Annotated in this window: 18 protein-coding genes and 2 riboswitches; of the genes, 12 read left to right on the plus strand and 6 right to left on the minus strand. The window is 69.2% G+C overall.

The window, feature by feature from the left end:
• The first annotated feature begins 81 nt into the window (after positions 1-81).
• The 4 genes from ORG17_RS04145 (at position 82) to ORG17_RS04160 (ending at position 4,832) form a co-directional block, all read left to right on the plus strand.
• A complete protein-coding gene (locus tag ORG17_RS04145) occupies positions 82-1,350 on the plus strand; it encodes a hypothetical protein (RefSeq protein WP_301565271.1) in 1,269 nt (422 codons plus the stop codon).
• Between the two features lie 116 nt (positions 1,351-1,466).
• A complete protein-coding gene (locus ORG17_RS04150; RefSeq protein ID WP_250892377.1) occupies positions 1,467-2,717 on the plus strand; it encodes a DUF4041 domain-containing protein in 1,251 nt (416 codons plus the stop codon).
• Between the two features lie 129 nt (positions 2,718-2,846).
• Positions 2,847-4,034: a MalY/PatB family protein gene (locus ORG17_RS04155; RefSeq protein WP_071244960.1), complete on the plus strand. Its 1,188-nt coding sequence runs from the start codon at positions 2,847-2,849 to the stop codon at positions 4,032-4,034.
• 417 nt (positions 4,035-4,451) lie between these two features.
• On the plus strand, positions 4,452-4,832 hold the full coding sequence (locus ORG17_RS04160; RefSeq protein WP_111056986.1) for a hypothetical protein: 381 nt from the start codon (positions 4,452-4,454) through the stop codon (positions 4,830-4,832).
• A gap of 28 nt (positions 4,833-4,860) precedes the next feature.
• Here ORG17_RS04160 and ORG17_RS04165 read toward each other — a convergent pair whose 3' ends face one another.
• Positions 4,861-5,046: a hypothetical protein gene (locus ORG17_RS04165; protein ID WP_017887087.1), complete on the minus strand. Its 186-nt coding sequence runs from the start codon at positions 5,044-5,046 to the stop codon at positions 4,861-4,863.
• Positions 5,047-5,092: 46 nt separating this feature from the next.
• Complete coding sequence (locus tag ORG17_RS04170) at positions 5,093-5,581, minus strand: GNAT family N-acetyltransferase (RefSeq protein WP_214527092.1); 489 nt, start codon at positions 5,579-5,581, stop codon at positions 5,093-5,095.
• A gap of 68 nt (positions 5,582-5,649) precedes the next feature.
• Between ORG17_RS04170 and ORG17_RS04175 the strand changes: the two genes are divergently transcribed.
• Positions 5,650-6,534: a LysR substrate-binding domain-containing protein gene (locus tag ORG17_RS04175; RefSeq protein WP_214527094.1), complete on the plus strand. Its 885-nt coding sequence runs from the start codon at positions 5,650-5,652 to the stop codon at positions 6,532-6,534.
• A 46-nt stretch (positions 6,535-6,580) separates the two neighbouring features.
• Here ORG17_RS04175 and ORG17_RS04180 read toward each other — a convergent pair whose 3' ends face one another.
• Genes ORG17_RS04180 through ORG17_RS04195 form a run of 4 tightly spaced genes read right to left on the minus strand, consistent with a single transcriptional unit; the run spans position 6,581 to position 8,480 of the window.
• Complete coding sequence (locus ORG17_RS04180; protein ID WP_017887084.1) at positions 6,581-6,835, minus strand: hypothetical protein; 255 nt, start codon at positions 6,833-6,835, stop codon at positions 6,581-6,583.
• A complete protein-coding gene (locus tag ORG17_RS04185) occupies positions 6,832-7,314 on the minus strand; it encodes an FBP domain-containing protein (protein WP_027464546.1) in 483 nt (160 codons plus the stop codon). Before ORG17_RS04185 ends, ORG17_RS04180 begins: the two co-directional genes overlap by 4 nt.
• A gap of 40 nt (positions 7,315-7,354) precedes the next feature.
• Positions 7,355-8,092: a M48 family metalloprotease gene (locus ORG17_RS18270; protein ID WP_071244952.1), complete on the minus strand. Its 738-nt coding sequence runs from the start codon at positions 8,090-8,092 to the stop codon at positions 7,355-7,357.
• A 13-nt stretch (positions 8,093-8,105) separates the two neighbouring features.
• Positions 8,106-8,480 carry a BlaI/MecI/CopY family transcriptional regulator gene (locus ORG17_RS04195; RefSeq protein ID WP_027464548.1) on the minus strand — a complete coding sequence of 125 codons (375 nt, stop codon included), beginning with the start codon at positions 8,478-8,480 and terminating at the stop codon, positions 8,106-8,108.
• A 97-nt stretch (positions 8,481-8,577) separates the two neighbouring features.
• A riboswitch (glycine riboswitch) is annotated at positions 8,578-8,698 on the plus strand.
• Positions 8,699-8,800: riboswitch (glycine riboswitch) on the plus strand.
• Positions 8,801-8,849: 49 nt separating this feature from the next.
• Here ORG17_RS04195 and gcvT point away from each other — a divergent pair.
• The 7 genes from gcvT to ORG17_RS04230 all read left to right on the plus strand — a co-directional run bounded on the left by gcvT (position 8,850) and on the right by ORG17_RS04230 (position 19,289).
• Positions 8,850-9,995 carry a glycine cleavage system aminomethyltransferase GcvT gene (gcvT, locus tag ORG17_RS04200; RefSeq protein ID WP_214524190.1) on the plus strand — a complete coding sequence of 382 codons (1,146 nt, stop codon included), beginning with the start codon at positions 8,850-8,852 and terminating at the stop codon, positions 9,993-9,995.
• A 4-nt stretch (positions 9,996-9,999) separates the two neighbouring features.
• A complete protein-coding gene (gene gcvH / locus ORG17_RS04205) occupies positions 10,000-10,377 on the plus strand; it encodes a glycine cleavage system protein GcvH (RefSeq protein WP_027464550.1) in 378 nt (125 codons plus the stop codon).
• Positions 10,374-13,295 carry an aminomethyl-transferring glycine dehydrogenase gene (gene gcvP, locus ORG17_RS04210; RefSeq protein WP_214527096.1) on the plus strand — a complete coding sequence of 974 codons (2,922 nt, stop codon included), beginning with the start codon at positions 10,374-10,376 and terminating at the stop codon, positions 13,293-13,295. Before gcvH ends, gcvP begins: the two co-directional genes overlap by 4 nt.
• Positions 13,296-13,830: 535 nt before the next feature.
• Entirely contained in the window at positions 13,831-15,459 is a 1,629-nt protein-coding gene (locus ORG17_RS04215; protein ID WP_027464552.1) for a peptide ABC transporter substrate-binding protein, read from the plus strand.
• 221 nt (positions 15,460-15,680) lie between these two features.
• Positions 15,681-16,610: an ABC transporter permease gene (locus ORG17_RS04220; RefSeq protein ID WP_027464553.1), complete on the plus strand. Its 930-nt coding sequence runs from the start codon at positions 15,681-15,683 to the stop codon at positions 16,608-16,610.
• A complete protein-coding gene (locus ORG17_RS04225; RefSeq protein ID WP_027464554.1) occupies positions 16,600-17,550 on the plus strand; it encodes an ABC transporter permease in 951 nt (316 codons plus the stop codon). Before ORG17_RS04220 ends, ORG17_RS04225 begins: the two co-directional genes overlap by 11 nt.
• Positions 17,547-19,289, plus strand: a complete 1,743-nt coding sequence (locus ORG17_RS04230; RefSeq protein ID WP_071244949.1) for a dipeptide ABC transporter ATP-binding protein — start codon at positions 17,547-17,549, stop codon at positions 19,287-19,289. Before ORG17_RS04225 ends, ORG17_RS04230 begins: the two co-directional genes overlap by 4 nt.
• Positions 19,290-19,349 lie beyond the last annotated feature (60 nt).

Raw genomic sequence — 19,349 nt, forward strand, 5'->3', positions numbered from 1 at the left:
CGAAAGGAGCTCGCGTCATGCCGTAGATGAAGTTTCAGTCATGGATAGGCTTCCGTTGTCAGCAACTTGGGAGGTCCACCAGTGGCACGGAAGCGCGGATTCTTCGCGGAGATCCAACACCAACAGCGGGTCGCGGAAGCAAACGCTGCTCGAGCGCAGCGCCAGCAAGCGGCGGTAGTGCGCCAGCAAGCGGCGGCCGTCGCTGCGGTCGAGCGCGCTCGTGCGCAGGCGGAGCGTGCGAATGCTGCTGCCGCTCGCGCCACTGACGCGGAAAGAAAGCGCCTCGAACGCGAGGCGCAGGCTGCCTACGGTGAGGCGCGCAAGGCAGAGGCCGATGAGCTGAACGCAGAGGTCCAAGCGATCAACGAAGCCATTGCGAACCTTCTCGCTGCAACGCTCGACGTTGACGACCACGTCGATCTCGAAGAGCTCAAGCGCACGGCAAACCACCCGCCGTTCCCGCACCCAGATCTCGAGATTCCGCGCCCCCGTCCGCTTCCCCTTGTTCTGCCGCCGCAGCCGGTGTGGCAGGAACCGCCGGCCCCGAAGGGGATGTTCGGAAAGAAGAAGAAGCACGATCAGCTGAAGCAAGAGTGGTGGGCCGGTTTCCAGGCCGCGTCTGCTGAGTGGGAAGCACTCCGTGCCTCCTTGCCTGAACGGCAGGCTCAAGCGGACCGGCAGCACAACGAGATCGAACAGCGTCGGGTGGAACTCCTCGGCGCTGAGCGAGAGCGCTACAACGCTGAATGCCGACTTCGCGAGGCTGAGGTTGCGGAGCACAACGGTGAGATCGACGCGCTCATCGCCGGACTCGGCTACGGCGTGACCGAGGCTGTCGAAGAGTACGTCGACATCGTGCTGGCCAACTCCGTGTACCCGGACGCCTTCGAGGTGACGCACCAGGCTGAGTTCGATGGAAGTACGTCCGAGGCGCTCATCCGGGCGGTGACTCCGGCGCCGGACGCGGTCCCGGCCGTCAAGGGTTATCGCTGGGTGAAGGCCAACGACGAGATCGTCGGCAGCCCCGCAACGAAGAAAGACATCAACGAGCGGTACGGCGACGCGTTGGCGCAGGTCGCACTGCGGACGCTGCACGAGGTGTTCGAAGCAGATCGCCGCGGCATCATTCAGACGGTGGCACTGCAGGTCGGACCGGCGACGAAAGACCCCGCGACCGGCCTGGATCGCTTCTTCCCGCTCGTCGCCGTGAGCGCCTCACGGGACCAATTCACGGCGTTCGACCTCACGGGGGTTGTGCCGTCGGCGACACTGGAACTCCTCGGAGCAGCTACCTCGAAGAATCCTGCTGGACTCGTCGTCGTTGACCCCGGCGGGGTGCGCCGCTCGTGAACGTTGGACGTCGGTTCAACCCGCCTCCGGGCTGGCCTGCGGTGCCGGTGGGATGGACGCCGCCCCCGTCTTGGACCCCTCCCGCCGACTGGCCCACCCCTCCTGAGGGGTGGGAATTGTGGCTCGCAGAAGGTGATCCGGCTCCGCCGCCAGATGCTCATACACCGTCCGGTCAACCCTCGCTTCCGAGTCCTGCAGAACCTGCGAGCACGGCTGTTGTCCGCGAGCGCCGCTCGGCACGCCTGAAAGCCGACGGGGACTCCCGCGACGAGAAGATCGATTCGCTCGAAGCCACGATTCGGGACCTCCGTGCTGCCCTCAACTCGGGCGCCGACGAGCAAGTTGTGCCGCTTGATGATGAGCGGGTCCTCCAAGAGGTCGGTATCTACCGTTACCACCATCCCCTCGAAGATGCGGCCGCCTACAAAGAACGGTTGAAGGACATCGAGGCACGAATCGCCGGTCTCGTCCGCTCCGGTCGGGCGATCGAACGCTCGAACATGTTCACTTTCGACAACTCCCTCGCGAAGGGACGGAAGATGACCGATGATCTGTCAAAGCTGATGCTCCGCGCGTACAACGCCGAAGCTGACAACTCAATCCGATCACTTCGTGCGGGAAATGCGGAGACAGCGAAGCGCCGACTCGAGAAGTCACGCGATGCCATTGCGAAGCTCGGTTCGATGATGGAGATGCGGATCGCTCCCGGGTTCCACTCACTTCGCGAAGAAGAAATCGAACTCACGGCTGACTGGCTGATGAAGAAGCAGGAAGAGCGTGAACGGGAGCGCGACGAGCGAGCGCAGCTCCGTGAGGAGCGGCGCGTTCAGCAGGAGCTCGACGCCGAGCGTGAGCGACTCGACAAAGAACGCGCGCTCATTCAACAGACTCTCGCGCAGCTACACCGCAGTGGGCAGAGTGACGCGGACCTCGAACATCGACTGCTCGCCATCGATGACGCCATCGCTCAGAACGACTTCCGTGCTGCCAACATCCGTGCGGGTTACGTCTACGTGATCTCGAACAGGGGCGCATTCGGTCCGGACGTCGTCAAGATCGGTTTGACTCGACGACTTGAGCCTCTGGATCGTGTGAGCGAACTGAGCGGAGCCTCAGTGCCGTTCCGATTCGACGTGCACACGATCTACTTCTCCGAGGACGCCGTCACCCTGGAGACACAGCTCCACCGGCACTTCGCGGCCCGGGCACTGAATCAGGCCAATTCCCGCAAGGAGTTCTTTTTCGCTACTCCAGCAGAGGTGCGCGAGGTCCTCTTGCAGAAGGTCGGGGCGCTCTTGGAATTCCGGGAGGATGCCGATGCCACGGAGTACTTGCAGTCAGTAGGCGCTTGGCCGTCTCGCCCCTGAACCCAGCCGGCTCGCGTTAGGCGCTGGGGCCCGAGACGAGGCGGCCCCCGGCCGCAAGCCCACCCGAAGACGACGTGGGATGACGTCGGGAGTCGCGCCGGGCCTCCTGGCAGGGGCATGCTGGGACGCATGGCGAGCGACGAGCAGGACCCGGTCGGCACGCTCCGCGGGGTCCGGACGAGCATCAAGTGGACGCGGTACGCGCCCGACGTGCTGCCCCTGTTCGTCGCCGAGATGGACCACGACGTCGCTCCGGCGATCCGGCAGGCCCTGATCGAGCGGGTCTCGCAGTCCGACCTCGGGTACCTCGACGGCCCCGGGCCGCTCGCTCCCGCCTTCGCGCAGTTCGCGCTGGACCGCTGGGGCTGGGAGATCGACCCGTCGCGGATCCACCTGGCCACCGACGTCAGCGTCGGGATCGTCGAGTCGCTGCGGCTCGCGCTGCCCGACGGTGGGCGGGTCGCGATCACGCCGCCGGTGTACCCGCCGTTCTTCGAGCTCGTGGAAGAGGCTCGATGTCAGGTCGAGGAGGTCCCGCTGCTCGAGCAGTGGGGGCAGTACCGGCTCGACCTCGAGGGCCTCGAGCGGGCGTTCGCCGACGGGGTCGGGGTGTTCCTGCTCTGCAACCCGCACAACCCCGTCGGACTCGTGCACGACCGGGCCGACCTCGTGGCGATCGCCGAACTGGCCGCGAAGTACGACGTCCTCGTCATCAGCGACGAGATCCACGCGCCCCTGACCCACCCCGGCGTGCAGTTCACCCCGTTCGCCGCCGTCGCCGAGCCGCTCGGTGCCCGCAGCGTGTGCGTGACCTCGGCGAGCAAGGGGTGGAACCTCGCCGGTGTGAAGTGCTCGGTCATCGTCGCCGGCGATCCCCGGACCGCCGCGCTCCTCGACACCCTGTGGGAGGAGGTCGCCTGCCGCACGAGCATCCTCGGGCTGCACGCGAACCTGGCGGCGTTCACCCTGGCGACGGACTGGCTCGACGACGTCGTGGCGCGCATCGTGGCGAACGACCGACTGCTCGCCAAGCTGCTCGCCGAGCACCTGCCCGGGGTCGTCTACACGAGGCCGCGCGCCGGGTACCTGGCGTGGCTCGACTTCCGCGGCATCGGCCTCGGCGACGACCCCGCGGTGCCGCTGCGGGAGCACGCGTACGTCGCGCTCAACTCCGGGCTGGGGTTCGGGTCGGAGGGTCGCGGGTTCGTCCGGCTCAACCTGGCGTGCTCACCGGAGACCCTGCGCGAGGCCGTGTTCCGGATCGCCGCGGCGTACCCGTCGAGCGCGCAGGAGGGGCTGGTCTGGCACGTCGCCTGACCTGCTCCTGACCCGCGCCTGACCGGCGCGTGCCGGCGACGCGGCTGGAAGGCTCGTCCTCCACAACTCGCCCTGGCTGAAATCTGTTCACAGATCGCGTTGAGTCTCCTGGATCGCGCTCCGCGGACCGCCACGGTCGGTGCATGCAGAGATCCGATCCGACAGTGTCCAATCGAGATAGGCAGGATTGCCTAGTCACAGTTGGCCAGCTACGGTGAAGCGCACGGAGTTGCTCCGCCGGCTCGCTCGGAAGGCTGACGAGAACGACGTCGAGTTCGTGTTCCACCGCCACGGCGGGAGACACGACCTGTTCCGCTTCGGTCGGAACACGGTCGTCGTTCCGAGGCACCGAGAGGTGGAGGAGATGACGGCGCGCGGCATCCTCCGTGACTGCGACCGAAGAGGAGATGGGCGACGATGAGCCGACACACGGTGCGCGCGGAGCGCGGCAAGAAGTACTGGGTGATCTGGATCGACGGCGTCATCCGGACGCAGGCGAAGCGCGAACGAGAGATCGAGCTGATGGCTCGCGACTGGCTCTCGCTGATGAACGACGACCGCGATCCGAAGTCCTTCGAACTCGTCGTCGAGGTGGCGATGCCCGAAGCGGCGCAGGCGCACCTGGACCGGGCGGTCGCGCTCCGCGAGGAGTCCGAGCGCGCACGCGTCGAGGCAGCGAAGGAGACGGCCGCCGCGGCGCTGGTCCTGCACGAGTGCGGGCTCACGGTGCGTGAGATCGGACCGCTGCTGCACGTCTCGCACCAGCGAGCACAACAGCTGGTCGCCGCTGCTCGCTGACCGCCCGGGTCATCGAGCTCCGCCGGGGTCAGGCCACGTACTGGTTGCGGCCGACGACGCGGATGCGCAGGTCGTCGTCACGGTCCATCGCGAGGAGCTCGCGGGCCACGAACCCGACGGACGGCCACCGGGACACCTCGGTCACCATGAAACCGTCGATGAAGACCTGCCACGCGCCGGCCTCGCGGACCGCCTGCACCTCGTACGTCGCCATGCCGCGAGCGTACCGGGACCGGGCCCCCGTCAGTGCAGGTCGAACGTCAGTGCAGGTCGAGGGTCATGTGCACGTCGGCCCGCACGTAGGGGCTCGGGGCGACCTCGTCCTGGCGCAGGTGCCGGAAGCCGAACGCCTCGTACAGGTGCACGGCGCTGGCGAGCCGCGCGTTGCTCTCCAGGTCGATGCGGTGTGCACCGAGCTCGCGTGCCCGGTCGAGCGCCGCGGTGATGAGCTTCCGCCCGGTGCCGTGCCCCTGGTGGTCGGGGGAGACGGCCATCTTCACGAGCTCGAACACGCCGGGGGTGGTGGGCACGACCCCGATGCACCCGACGACCTGGTCGTCGAGCCGGGCGACCAGGACGGCCCCGCCCCGCTCCACGACGCGGCCGACGGGGTCGGAGAGGAACACGCGGTCCTCGTCCTCGAGGGTGAAGTACCGGGTGATCCACGCCTCGTTGAGCGTGCGGAACGCCTCGGCGTCCGCGGGGGTGGCGAGGTCGGCGATGGTGACGGTGGAGGTCGCTTCGGGCATGCAGCCATCCTCCGGCGGCGATGCAGTCGCGTCCAATACTCGTTCACGCTGATCGATACGCTGTGTGCATGGATCGCGAACCGGACGTCGACCTCCGGCAGCTGCGGGCGTTCCTGGCCGTCGCCGACGAGCTGCACTTCGGCCGTGCTGCCGAGCAGCTGCGGATCGCCCAGCCCGCGCTGTCCCAGCAGATCCGGCGGACCGAACGCGCGCTCGGGGTCGACCTGTTCGTCCGGACCAGCCGCAGTGTGGCCCTGACCGCAGCCGGCCGGGTGCTGCAGGGGCGTGCGCGATCGCTGCTCGGGCAGGTGCAACGGGACCTCGACGAGACGGTTCGGGTCGGTCGGGGCGAGGTCGGTCGGCTCGACGTCGGGTTCGTCGTCTCCGCGCTGCCCCTCGGTCCGATCGAACGCGTGCAGGCGTTCCGGGAGCGCTACCCGCTGGTCCGGGTGGAACTGACCGAGGGGTACTCGTCGACCCTGCTCGCCCGGATCGTCCGCGGCGAGCTCGACCTCGCCGTCGTCCGCGATGCCGACCCGGACCCCGCCGTGCGGCTGCTGCCGTTCCGTTCCGAGGCCTTCGTCGCCGCTGTCCCGCGAGGCCACCGGTTGGCGGATCGGGATCGCATCCGCGGCACCGAACTGGTCGACGAGCCGTTCGTGTTCTTCCCGGCGGTCGCGGGGGCCCTGGCGACCGAGCGCAACCTCGCACCGGTCACCGCCGGTGGCCGCCGTCCCGTCATCGTGCAGGAGGCCACGACCTGGGCGACCGTGCTCCACCTGGTCGGGGTGGGCCTCGGTGTCACGGTGGTGCCGGAGAGCGCCGCGCTCGCCGCACCCGACACGGTGGCGCTCCTGCCCCTCCAAGGCAGCGACCACCGCAGCGAGCTCACCTGGGCGATGCGCGCCGACGACGACCGCGAGATCCTGCGCAACTTCGTCGCAGCGGACTGACCGAGCGGACCGGCTGCGCGAGCGGACGCCGGTCGGGCATCCTCGCTCAGCCGAGCGACAGGACGGGCGCCCGGTGGTCACCGAGTTCGTCGATGCGCCACGGCCGAGCGCCGCGCAGCGTCAAGCCGAGCTGGACCAGCACGAACCCGACGTGCGGCTCGACGTCGGGGTCCCACGGCCCCTCGACGCCCAGGCCGAACGCGCCGAGTTCGTCGTCGGCCTCGTCCCGCAGGGTCAGCCGCCACCGGCCGTCGCCGAGTTCCTCGACCACGGCCCAGCGGGCGGTGCCGAACCGGCTCACGCCGTCTTGGTGATGTCCGCGGTGAAGTTCTGCACGCGCTGCAGCAGGGAGGCACCACGCATCGCGATGGTCGCGGGCGGGTTCAGGTGCGGGGGCGCGGTGCGGATCAGCATCGGGCACCCGAGGTCTTCGCAGATGTACGTGCCGATCGTGTTGCCGTTGCGCCCGGACTCACCGGCACGCGCGGCGGAGAACAGCCGGACCTGGGTCGCGGGCTGCGGCGAGTGGCAGAACGAGCACATCGCGGCGATGCCGGGGCGCAGCGAGCCACCGGCGGACCGGACGACGATGCCCACGGGGCGCTCGTCGATCCAGGACACGATGTACCCACGGCGGGCGGCCTGCGGGTCGCGCCAGCCCAGGAACTCGCGTTCGTCCCAGAGCGTCTCGTGCAGGCCCGGGATGGGCAGCTGTGCGAGTTCGTCGGGGGTGGCGTTCACGAACGACGATCGGATGTCGGCTTCGGTCAAAGGCTTCACGGTCCGATCACCATATGCCTCGCCCCCGACACGTGGTGCGTCACGACAGCCTGGAGGCACGGATCGCGCCGAGCGCACTGCTCCCGTCCGCCACCAGCACCGCCCGGCGCAGGGCATCGCGTCCGACGCGACGGGCCGCCGCGTCGTCCGCGGCGAACTCCACGAGCACACGCGTCGACCGCGCCATGGCGCGCGCACCGGGCACCCACGGGACCGCACGTTCGATCGATTCGGCGACCGCGACCGCAGCCGCGTGGTGCTGGGTCAGGTGGGCGCGTTCGTGGGCGACCACGGCCTCCAGTTCGTCGGTGCGCAACCGGTCTGCCAAGCCGGTGCTGACGAGGACGCCACCGCTCCGCCCCGGCACGGCGCACGCCAGTGCGTGGTCGGCCTCGACGACGGCGACGGGGGTGCCGTCGATCTCGCGGTGCGGGGCGACGCCGGAACGCATCGCCTGCCGGACGGCCTCGTGTTCCGGGCCGGGGCGCACCCGGACCGCGACGACGAACGCGACGACCCCGAGCAGCGCGACGCCGACGTTGAAGCCGTGCGTGGGGGAGCCGTCCCCGCCGAACAGCTCGGTGACCGGACGGTCCGCGAGCACCACGAGGGCGATTCCGACCACGAAGCCGACGACGCCGAGCAGGACCGCGACCGACCAGCAGACCAGCGCGGTGCGGGGCAGGTCGATCGTCCAGGCGGAACGGGTCAGGACCCGGGGCGCGAACACCACCACCGCGAGTGCGAGGACGATGAGCGCGATGCCGGCGACGACCACGGTGCGCAGCCGGTCAGGAGCGGGCGCGGGCGTCGAGGGCGCGGCGCAGGGCCTCGAGGTCGTCCGAGGCGAGCGAGCCGGTGAACTGCAGCAGTGCGGCCTCGCGGTCGGAGGACGCGGCGAGCGCGCTCGACATCAGCGACGCGGTCTGCTCGTCGCGACTGTGCACGGCGCGGAACGTCAGGGGAGCGTCGTCGTGCTGTTCCCGTTCCACCTGGCCCTTGCGGCCGAGCCGGTCGAGCACGGTGAGGACGGTCGTCAGCGCGGGGCGGGGCTCCGGGAACGCGTCGAGCACCTGGCGTGCGGTGAGACCTGCGTCGGCGGAGCGGAGTGCGTCGAGCACCGCCTGCTCCAGCTGCCCGCGGGGGCGCGATCGTTGTCCGGCCATCCCCGCATTCTACGAGATGTCGAAGGCCGGGGCCACGACACACGCTCGTAACGCGGTCTCGGTATGCTCTGGGCGGACAACTGAACACACCGGCCGCTCATCCGTCGCGGGAGACGCCGTGCACGTACCTCCGGGTACGTCGTGCCCTCGGGCACACGCACGGCACCGAAGGAGCAATCCCCCCGTCAATCTCTCAGGTCCCACACCGCAGCGGACAGGCCACTCTGAAAAGCAGACGCTCGGTCGTCTCGCCCACGGTGAAAGCCGCCGGACCTCACGGGCCGCGGTGAAACTCTCAGGCCCATGACAGAGGGGGAGTTCCACCCGGCGATCGTCGCCGGGCCCTGCCGATGCCAGGAGAACTCCGCCATGAGTCCGTCCCCACTGCCCACGCCGGGTCAGCGTTCGTCGCCGCTCGAAGCCGTGCACGAGGCCGCCGGTGCGACCTTCACCGACTTCGCCGGGTACCGCATGCCCGTGCGCTACTCGTCGGACCTCGCCGAGCACCACGCCGTGCGCGAGGCCGCCGGGGTCTTCGACCTGTCGCACATGGCCGAGATCGGGGTGACCGGCACCGACGCCGTCGCCTTCCTCGACCACGCGCTGGCCGGGTCCTTCGGCGCCATGCCGATCGGCCGCGCCAAGTACTCGCTGCTGCTCGCCGAGGACGGCGGGATCCTCGACGACCTCGTCGTGTACCGGACCGACGACGACGTCTTCCTCGTCGTCGCGAACGCCTCCAACCGCGATGTGGCCGTCAGCGCGCTCACCGCCCGGGCCGACGGGTTCGACATCGAGGTCTCCGACGACTCCGACACCACGGCCCTCGTCGCCGTGCAGGGACCGGCGGCGGCCGGCACGCTCGACGCCCTCGTCGTCGCCGACCGCCTGCAGCCCGAGACCCCGCTCGACGAACTCGGCTACTACCGGGTGCTGCACGCATTGTTCGACGGTGCCGACGTGCTCGTCGCGCGCACCGGGTACACCGGCGAGGACGGCTTCGAGGTCTACACCGACCCGGACACCGCCCCGGTGCTCTGGGACGCCCTGCTCGAGGCCGGTGCCGACCGCGGGGTCGTCCCCGCAGGCCTCGCCGCACGCGACACCCTGCGGCTCGAGGCCGGCATGCCCCTGTACGGGCACGAGCTCGGCACCGACGTCCGCCCGGCCCAGGCAGGCCTCGGCCGCGTCGTCGCCAAGGACGGCGACTTCGTCGGTGCGGCCGGCGTCACCCCGTCCGCGGACGCCCGCGTGCTCGTCGGCCTGGTGACCGAGGGACGCCGTGCTCCCCGAGCCGGCTACGACGTCGTGCTCGACGGCACGGTCGTCGGCACCGTGACCTCGGGCGCGCTCTCGCCGACGCTCGGCCACCCGGTCGCGATGGCCTTCGTCGACCCGGCCGCGCTCGCCGCCGTGTCGGACGGGGCACAGGTCCTCCACATCGACGTCCGCGGGACTGCCGTCCCCAGCACGGTCTCCGCGTTCCCCTTCTACCGCCGCGCCTCGAAAGGCTGACCCCATGACCGACCAGACCGCACTCCAGTACACGGCCGACCACGAGTGGCTGCTCGTCGAGGGCGACACCGTCACCGTCGGCATCACCGACCACGCCGCCGAGCAGCTCGGTGACGTCGTCTACGTCGAGCTCCCCGCCGTCGGCACCGCCACCACCGCCGGTGCGCAGATCGGCGAGATCGAGTCGACCAAGAGCGTCGGCGAGCTCTTCGCCCCGATCGAGGGCGAGGTCGTCGAGGTCAACGACGCCGTCGTCGACACCCCCGACACCGTCAACCAGGACCCGTTCGGTGCCGGCTGGCTCGTGAAGATCAAGGTCGACGGCACCTCGTTCCCCGAGGACCTGATGGACCACGACGCGTACCGGGCCTCCATCGCATGACCGCGTTCGAGAACCTCCAGACGTCCTTCGCCGACCGCCACATCGGCACCACCCCGGCCGACCAGCAGGCCATGCTCGACGTCGTCGGGCAGCCGTCGCTCGACGCCCTCGTCCGTGCGGCGATCCCGGAGTCCATCCACGTCGGCCCCGTCGCCGACTCGGTGATCCCGGCCGCCGTCGGCGAGACCGAGGCGCTCGCCGAGCTCCGCGCCAAGGCCGGCCGCAACACCGTCCGCCGCGCCATGATCGGCCTCGGCTACCACGGCACCCACACGCCCGCGGTGATCCAGCGGAACGTGCTCGAGAACCCGAGCTGGTACACGGCGTACACGCCCTACCAGCCGGAGATCTCGCAGGGCCGCCTCGAAGCACTCATCAACTTCCAGACGATGGTGTCCGACCTGACCGGCATGGCCACCGCCGGCGCCTCGATGCTCGACGAGGGCACCGCCGTGGTCGAGGGCATGCTCCTCGCCCGCCGCGCGTCCAAGGTCAAGGGTGACGCGTTCCTCGTCGACGCCGACCTGCTGCCGCAGACCCGTGCGCTGCTCGACCACCGTGCCGACGCGGTGGGCATCACGCTGCGCGCGTTCGACGCTGCCGACGGCCCGAGCGACGACCAGCTGGACGGTGCGTTCGGTGTCATCGTGCAGTACCCGGGCGCCTCGGGCCGCATCGTCGACCCGTCGTCCGTCATCGAGCGGGTCCACGCGGGTGGCGGCATCGCCGTCGTCGCGGCCGACCTGCTCGCGATGACCCTGCTCGCCAGCCCCGGCGACCTCGGCGCCGACGTGGCCGTCGGGACGAGCCAGCGCTTCGGCGTCCCGCTCGGCTTCGGTGGCCCGCACGCCGGCTACCTCGCGGTGCGCGCCGGCCTCGAGCGCCAGCTCCCCGGTCGCCTGGTCGGGGTGTCCTTCGACGCCGACGGCCAGATGGCCTACCGCCTCAGCCTGCAGACACGCGAGCAGCACATCCGCCGCGAGAAGGCGACGAGCAACATCTGCACCGCGCAGGTCCTGCTCGCCGTGATGGCCTCGATGTACGCGGTGTACCACGGGCCCGAAGGCCTGCGGTTCATCGCCGGACGGGTCGCCCGGACCGCCGGTGCACTCGCCGCCGTGGCGCGTGACGCCGGGGTCGAGGTCGTGCACGACGCCTTCTTCGACACGCTCACCCTGCGGGCCGTCGGTCGCGCCGAGGCGATCGTCGCGGCAGCGCAGGACGCCGGCTACCTGCTGCACGTCGTGGACGCCGACACGTTCCAGCTGTCCGTCGACGAGACGACCACGCCCGACGACGTCGTGGCGCTGGCGGGCGTGCTCGGGGCGGTGGACGTCACCGTCCCCGCGACCGAGACCGCCGTGCGCGACGCGGCCACGGGCCTCCCGGCCGCCCTGCAGCGTGAGAGCGACTACCTGACGCACCCCGTGTTCAGCGCACACCGCAGCGAGACCCGCATGATGCGGTACCTCAAGCACCTGTCCGACAAGGACTACGCGCTCGACCGCGGCATGATCCCGCTCGGCAGCTGCACGATGAAGCTCAACGCGGCGACCGAGATGGCCGCCGTGACCTGGCCGGAGTTCGCGAACATCCACCCGTTCGCACCGCGCGAGGACGTCGAGGGGTACCTCGACATGATCGGCGACCTCGAGTCGTGGCTCGCCGAGGTCACCGGCTACGACACCGTCTCCCTGCAGCCGAACGCCGGCAGCCAGGGCGAACTCGCCGGCCTGCTGGCCATCCGCGGGTACCACCAGGCCAACGGCGACAGCGAGCGCACGGTCTGCCTGATCCCGTCGAGCGCCCACGGCACGAACGCGGCGTCCGCGGTGCTCGCCGGCATGAAGGTCGTCGTCGTGGCCTGCGACGAGAACGGCAACGTCGACCTCGAGGACCTCCGGGCCCGTGTCGCCGCCCACGCCGACACCCTCGCGGCCCTGATGATCACGTACCCGTCCACGCACGGCGTCTACGAGCACGACATCCGCGAGATCTGCGACGCCGTGCACGACGCCGGCGGCCAGGTCTACGTCGACGGTGCGAACCTCAACGCGCTGCTCGGCCACGCCCGCTTCGGTGACTTCGGCGGCGACGTGTCGCACCTCAACCTGCACAAGACCTTCTGCATCCCGCACGGCGGTGGTGGCCCCGGCGTGGGACCCGTCGCCGCGAAGGCGCACCTGGCACCGTTCCTGCCGGGGCACCCGTTCGCGCAGCAGGCCGACCGGCGCTCCGGTGCGACCGTCGCCGAGGCGGACGACCGCCTGGCGCACGCCGGTGGCCCGGTCAGTGCTGCTCCGTACGGCAGCCCGAGCATCCTGCCCATCACGTGGACGTACGTCCGGATGATGGGGCTCGTGGGCCTCACCCGTGCGACCGAGGCCGCGGTCCTCGGCGCGAATTACATCGCGGCTCGTCTGCGTGATGCGTTCCCGGTGCTGTACACGGGCGACGACGGACTCGTCGCGCACGAGTGCATCCTCGACCTCCGCCCGCTGCGCGACACCACCGGCATCACGGTCGACGACGTCGCGAAGCGCCTGGTCGACTACGGGTTCCACGCGCCGACGATGTCGTTCCCGGTGGCGGGCACGCTCATGGTCGAGCCGACCGAGAGCGAGGACCTCGCCGAGCTCGACCGCTTCGTCGACGCCATGCTCGCGATCCGGGCCGAGGCCGCAGCGGTGGAGCGCGGGGAGTGGCCGGCGGACGACAACCCGCTGGTGCATGCACCGCACACCGCCTCGTCGGTGATCTCGGGGGAGTGGGCGCACGCGTACACCCGCGAGCAGGCCGTCTACCCGTTGCCGGGGATCAGCGGCCGCAAGTACTGGCCGCCGGTGCGTCGCATCGACCAGGCGTACGGGGACCGCAACCTGGTGTGCGCCTGCCCGCCGATCGAGGCGTTCGCCTGATCCGACCGGCGCCGACGCCCCGGCGCCGACTCCCCGTCGTCGCTGCCCGCTCGGTCGCCGAGCGCTTCGTGCCCCGTCCGGTCCGCCGGGCGGGGCACGGTCGCGTCCGGGCGTCCGGGCGTCCGGGCGTCCGGTCAAGACACCCCGCTCACTTCCGCCGGGCGGTCACGAACCGTCGTCCGGACCCGCTCCCACCGACAGTTCGTGACCACTCGGCGCGCCACCAACGGCAGGTCCTGACCGCTCGACGCAGCCCCTCAGCCGTACCCCTGAGTGATGCTCGCCCGTCGCCCGACTTGCACAGAAGTGTGACGGAGTGCAATGGATTTCATGCGGATGCAACAAAAACGCACCCTTCACCGGCACGCGCGCGAATGTTGCATCCTCCCGCAAGGATCGTGCAACTTGGTTACCGGCGTGTAACCGTTCGCCCCTGGGTTTGGACGCCGCTGTTCACCTTGCCTACGCTGCAAAGGTCAAACGCGCCCGGGTGACACCGCTGTGCCCTTGCGCGTCCCATGCACCAGGAGGAACCTTGATCAAGAAGCGCGCCGGGCTCTCAGCCCTCGCCGTGCTCGGGGCCACAGCACTCGCCCTGACCGCCTGCTCCAGCAACAGCTCGTCGAACGGCGGTGACTCGGGCTCGGCGAACGCGTCCGGGATCGTCACCACGAACGGCAGCGAGCCGCAGAACCCGCTGATCCCGTCGAACACCACCGAGACCGGTGGCGGCAAGATCATCGACTCGCTCTTCGAAGGCCTCGTCTCGTACGACGCCGACGGCAAGCCGGTCAACGAGGTCGCGAAGAGCATCAAGACCGATGACTCGAAGACCTTCGACATCACGCTCAACACGAACTACACCTTCACCAACGGCGAGAAGGTCACGGCCGAGTCGTTCACCAAGGCGTGGAACTGGGCAGCCCAGAAGTCGAACGCCCAGGGCGCCAGCTACTTCTTCGAGAACATCGAGGGCTACGACGCCGACAAGGACTCCGAGCTCACCGGCCTCAAGGTCGTGGACGACGACGAGTTCACCGTCACGCTGAAGTCGGCGCAGTCCGACTTCCCGCTGTCGCTCGGCTACTCGGCGTTCGTGCCGCTCCCGTCGGCGTTCTACGACGACACCAAGGCGTTCGGTGAGAACCCGATCGGCAACGGTCCGTACAAGCTCGACGGCAAGAAGGCCTGGACCCACAACCAGTCCATCAAGCTCGTCGCCAACAAGGACTACGAGGGCAAGCGCAAGCCGAAGAACGGTGGTCTCACGATCACGTTCTACGCCTCGCAGGACACCGCGTACTCCGACGCCCAGGGCGGCAACCTCGACGTCCTCGACGCCGTGCCGGACAGCGCGTTCAAGACCTACAAGTCCGACTTCCCGGACTCGAACGTCAACCAGGCCGCCGCGATCTTCCAGGCGATCTACCTGCCCTACTACCTCGACCACTGGAAGGGTGAAGAGGGCAAGCTGCGTCGCGAGGCCGTCTCGATGGCGATCAACCGCAAGCAGATCACCGACAAGATCTTCGACGGCACCCGCACCCCGGCCAAGGACTTCACCTCCCCGGTGATCGCCGGCTGGAACGACGACCTCGAGGGTTCGGACGTCCTGGACTACAACGAGTCCGAGGCCAAGAAGCTCTGGGCCGAGGCCGACAAGATCTCGAAGTACGACGACACGCTCACCATCACGTACAACGCCGATGGTGGACACGAGGCCTGGGTGACCGCGGTCACGAACTCGATCTCGAACACGCTCGGCATCAAGGCCGAGGGCAACGCGATCCCGACGTTCCAGGAAGCCCTGGACCTGCAGACGAACGACAAGCTCACGGGCGGCAGCCGCACCGGTTGGCAGGCCGACTACCCGTCGCTGTACAACTTCCTCGGCCCGACCATGGGTGAGGGCTCGTCGAACAACTACTCGCGGTACGACTCCAAGGAGTACAACGAGCTGCTCGCCAAGGGCCGTTCGGCTGCGACGGTCGAAGAGGGCAACAAGTCCTTCGACCAGGCACAGGAACTCCTGTTCCAGGACCTGCCCGAGATCCCGCTCTGGTACTCCAACGTGACCGGTGTCTGGAACGCGGACAACGTGTCGAACGTCAAGTTCGGCTGGAACTCGGTGCCGCTGTACTACGACATCGAGGTCAAGAAGTAACACCGGTCTCCTCGAGACCAAGGCGCGAGCAGGTATCCTGCCTCGCGACCACCGGACGGGGGTTCGGGGACCGCACAGGTCCCCGAACCCCCGTACCACGGTGACAACACCCCCACACAGCGGGCGCCCTCCCGCACCGGACATCCGTGCCGACCCTCGGACCGTCCACCCCTCACCACAATGAACCTGATCGACATCGCTCCGGACCGGGCAGTGATCTGATGCTCTGGTACCTCGGCAAGCGCCTCCTGCAACTCATCCCCGTGTTCTTCGGGGCCACGTTCCTCATCTACTTCCTGGTCTTCTCGCTGCCCGGCGACCCGATCGCCGCGCTGTTCGGCGACCGGCAGCCGTCGCCGCAGGTCATCGAGACGCTGCGTCAGCAGTACAACCTCGACAAGCCGTTCATCGTGCAGTACCTGCTCTGGATCGGCGGCGTGTTCCGCGGCGACCTCGGCGTGACCTACTCCGGTCTGCCGGTCAGCCAGCAGCTCGCGTCGGCCTTCCCGATCACCGCGCGCCTGGCGATCCTCGCGCTCGTGTTCGAGGCCGTCGCCGGCATCGTCGTCGGCGTCATCGCGGGTCTGCGCAAGGGCAAGCTGTTCGACGCCACCGCGCTCGTCGTGTCGCTCCTGCTCATCTCGGTGCCGACCTTCGTCGTCGGGTTCGTGCTGCAGTACGTCTTCGGCATCAAGCTCGGACTGTTCCGGGTCACGGTGTCCGGCGAGGCACCGTGGAGCGAACTCGTCCTGCCGGCGATCGTGCTCGCGTCGGTGTCGTTCGCGTACATCGTGCGTCTGACCCGGGCCAGCGTCGCCGAGAACATGAGCGCCGACTTCGTGCGCACCGCCACGGCCAAGGGCCTGCCCCGTCGTCGTGTCGTCGGCGTGCACATCTTCCGGAACTCGCTCATCCCCGTGGTGACCTACCTGGGTGTCGACATCGGCAACCTGATGGTCGGCGCGATCGTCACCGAGGGCATCTTCAACATCAACGGTGTCGGCGGCACGGTGTTCCGTGCCGTCAAGCTCGGCGAGGGCCCGACGGTGGTCTCCTTCGTCGCCGTGATGGTCATCATCTTCATGCTCGCCAACCTCCTGGTGGACCTGCTCTACGCCGTCCTGGACCCGAGGATCCGCTATGCCAAGTAACGCCGCACCCCGCTCGGCGACGCACTACGTCGCCCCGCTCGAAGAAACCCCCCTGCAGGCGGTCGACCAGGTCAACGAGGACGAGAAGACCCGTTCCCTGTGGACCGACGCCTGGGAGTCGATGCGGACCCGCCCGACGTTCTGGATCTCCTCGGTCCTGATCCTGCTGATCATCGTCGTCGCGGTCTTCCCGGGGCTCTTCGCCCACGTCGACCCGAGGGCGTCGAACCTGGACAACAGCGACGGCGGACCCGAGGCCGGGCACATCCTCGGCTTCACCCGTCAGGGCTCGGACGTCTACGCCCGCGTGATCTGGGGCGCCCAGAACTCGCTCATCGTCGGCATCGTCGCGACGATCCTGGTGTCGATCGTCGGCATCGTGATCGGTTCCCTGGCCGGCTTCTACGGCGGCTGGCTCGACACGATCGTGTCCCGCATCGGTGACATCTTCTTCTCGATCCCCACCGTGCTCGGTGCGATCGTGATCATGTCGGTCATCCCGGCGCGGAACGCGATCACCGTCGCGCTCGTCCTCGCGGCGTTCGCGTGGCCGCAGATCGCCCGCATCATGCGTGGCGCCGTGCTGAGCGCCAAGCAGGCCGACTACGTCATGGCGTCGGCGGCCCTGGGCGTCAGCCGGTTCCGGACGCTCCTGCGCCACGTCATCCCGAACTCGCTGGCTCCGGTCATCGTGGTCGCGACCGTGTCGCTCGGCACGTTCATCGTCGCCGAGGCCACGCTGTCGTTCCTCGGCATCGGTCTGCCGCCGTCGGCCCTGAGCTGGGGCCTCGACATCGGTACCGCCCAGACGTCGATCCGCACGAACCCGTCGACCATCTTCTGGCCGTCGGCTGCCCTGTCCATCACCGTGCTCGCGTTCCTGCTCCTCGGTGACGTGGTGCGCGACGCGCTCGACCCGAAGGCGAGGGCCCGCCGATGAGCGAGACACTGACCCAGACGAACAGCAGCCGCACCGGTGGTTCCGGCGCGCCGCTGCTCGAGATCACCGACCTGCAGGTCGGCTTCAAGACCCAGAGCGGCCTCGTGCAGGCCGTCCGCGGCGTCAACCTCACCCTCGAGCAGGGCGAGCGCCTGGCCATCGTCGGCGAGTCCGGTTCGGGCAAGTCGACGAGCGCCCAGGCGATCATCAAGCTGCTCCCCGGTACCGGTGAGGTCACCGGCGGTTCGATCAAGTTCAACGGGCGCGAGCTCGTCGGGCTGAGCGACAAGGAGATGTCGGAGATCCGCGGGAAGGAGATCGGCTACGTCCCCCAGGACCCGATGTCGAACCTCAACCCGCTGTGGTCGATCGGCTTCCAGGTCGAAGAGGCGATCCGCGCGAACGGCATGGCGACCGGCAAGAAGGCCGTCCGTGACCGTGCGGTCGAGGTCCTGCAGGAAGCCGGTCTCGGCGACGCGTCGACCCGCCTGAAGCAGTACCCGCACGAGTTCTCCGGCGGCATGCGCCAGCGCGTGCTCATCGGCATCGGTCTGTCGAGCCGCCCGCAGCTGCTCATCGCCGACGAGCCGACGAGTGCGCTCGACGTCACCGTCCAGCGCGTCATCCTCGACCACCTCGAGAGCCTGACCCGCGACTTCGGCACCTCGGTGCTGTTCATCACGCACGACCTCGGGCTCGCCGCCGAGCGTGCCGAGAAGCTCGTCGTGATGTACAAGGGGCAGGTCGTCGAGGCCGGTCCCTCGAAGGAGATCCTGGCCAACCCGCAGCACCCGTACACGCAGCGTCTCGTCGCGGCGGCCCCGTCGCTGGCCAGCCGTCGCATCCAGTCGAAGGTGCAGCACCAGCGGGTCGAGATCGCCGACGCCGGCAACGACGACGCCGAGCTGATCGCCCGGGCCCAGGAACGCGAGCACCGTCCGGCCGAGGACCTCATCGTGGTGAAGAACCTCGAGAAGGTCTACAAGCTGCGCGGCAAGAGCCTCGCCACCCGCGAGCTCAAGGCCGTCGACGACGTGTCGTTCTCGATCCAGAAGGGCACCACCACGGCGCTCGTCGGCGAGTCCGGTTCGGGCAAGTCGACCGTCGCGAAGCTCGTCCTGCAGCTCGAGAGCATCACGAGCGGCACCGTGCAGTTCGACGGCATCGACATCGGCGCGCTGAAGGGCAAGGACCTCTTCGACTTCCGCCGTCGCGTGCAGCCGGTGTTCCAGGACCCGTACGGCTCGCTGGACCCGATGTACAACGTCGGGAACACGATCGCCGAGCCGCTCGCCACGCACAAGGTGGGCGACAAGGCCTCGCGTCGCGCCCGGGTGCTCGAGCTGCTCGACCAGGTCGCGCTGCCGAAGTCGATGGTGAACCGCTACCCGAACGAGCTGTCCGGTGGCCAGCGCCAGCGCATCGCCGTCGCCCGTGCGCTGGCGCTCAAGCCGGAGGTCATCGTCCTCGACGAGGCCGTCTCCGCGCTCGACGTGCTCGTGCAGGGCCAGATCCTCGACCTGCTCACCGAGCTGCAGACCGAGCTCGGCCTGACGTACCTGTTCATCACGCACGACCTCGCGGTCGTCCGCCTCGTCGCGGACAACGTCTGCGTCATGCGCCGTGGGCAGATCGTCGAGAAGGCGACGACCGACGAGGTCTTCGCCGCCCCGAAGGAGCAGTACACGAAGGACCTCCTGGCCGCCATCCCCGGCGCCGGGTTCGAGTTCGGACGCTGATCCACCTGGACACGAACGAGGCCGGACGCCCCGTCGTCCTCCGCGCTGGTCGCGGGGGCG

Source organism: Curtobacterium flaccumfaciens pv. betae, from assembly GCF_026241855.1.
Classification (GTDB): domain Bacteria; phylum Actinomycetota; class Actinomycetes; order Actinomycetales; family Microbacteriaceae; genus Curtobacterium; species Curtobacterium flaccumfaciens.

Bases quoted from the DNA above. Each gene is read 5' to 3' on its own strand.
- ORG17_RS04155 (WP_071244960.1), top strand. From the start codon at position 2,847: ATGGCGAGCGACGAGCAGGACCCGGTCGGCACGCTCCGCGGGGTCCGG.
- ORG17_RS04160 (WP_111056986.1), top strand. From the start codon at position 4,452: ATGAGCCGACACACGGTGCGCGCGGAGCGCGGCAAGAAGTACTGGGTG.
- ORG17_RS04165 (WP_017887087.1), bottom strand. From the start codon at position 5,046: ATGGCGACGTACGAGGTGCAGGCGGTCCGCGAGGCCGGCGCGTGGCAG.
- ORG17_RS04170 (WP_214527092.1), bottom strand. From the start codon at position 5,581: ATGCCCGAAGCGACCTCCACCGTCACCATCGCCGACCTCGCCACCCCC.
- ORG17_RS04175 (WP_214527094.1), top strand. From the start codon at position 5,650: ATGGATCGCGAACCGGACGTCGACCTCCGGCAGCTGCGGGCGTTCCTG.
- ORG17_RS04195 (WP_027464548.1), bottom strand. From the start codon at position 8,480: ATGGCCGGACAACGATCGCGCCCCCGCGGGCAGCTGGAGCAGGCGGTG.
- gcvT (WP_214524190.1), top strand. From the start codon at position 8,850: ATGAGTCCGTCCCCACTGCCCACGCCGGGTCAGCGTTCGTCGCCGCTC.
- gcvH (WP_027464550.1), top strand. From the start codon at position 10,000: ATGACCGACCAGACCGCACTCCAGTACACGGCCGACCACGAGTGGCTG.
- gcvP (WP_214527096.1), top strand. From the start codon at position 10,374: ATGACCGCGTTCGAGAACCTCCAGACGTCCTTCGCCGACCGCCACATC.
- ORG17_RS04220 (WP_027464553.1), top strand. From the start codon at position 15,681: ATGCTCTGGTACCTCGGCAAGCGCCTCCTGCAACTCATCCCCGTGTTC.
- ORG17_RS04225 (WP_027464554.1), top strand. From the start codon at position 16,600: ATGCCAAGTAACGCCGCACCCCGCTCGGCGACGCACTACGTCGCCCCG.
- ORG17_RS04230 (WP_071244949.1), top strand. From the start codon at position 17,547: ATGAGCGAGACACTGACCCAGACGAACAGCAGCCGCACCGGTGGTTCC.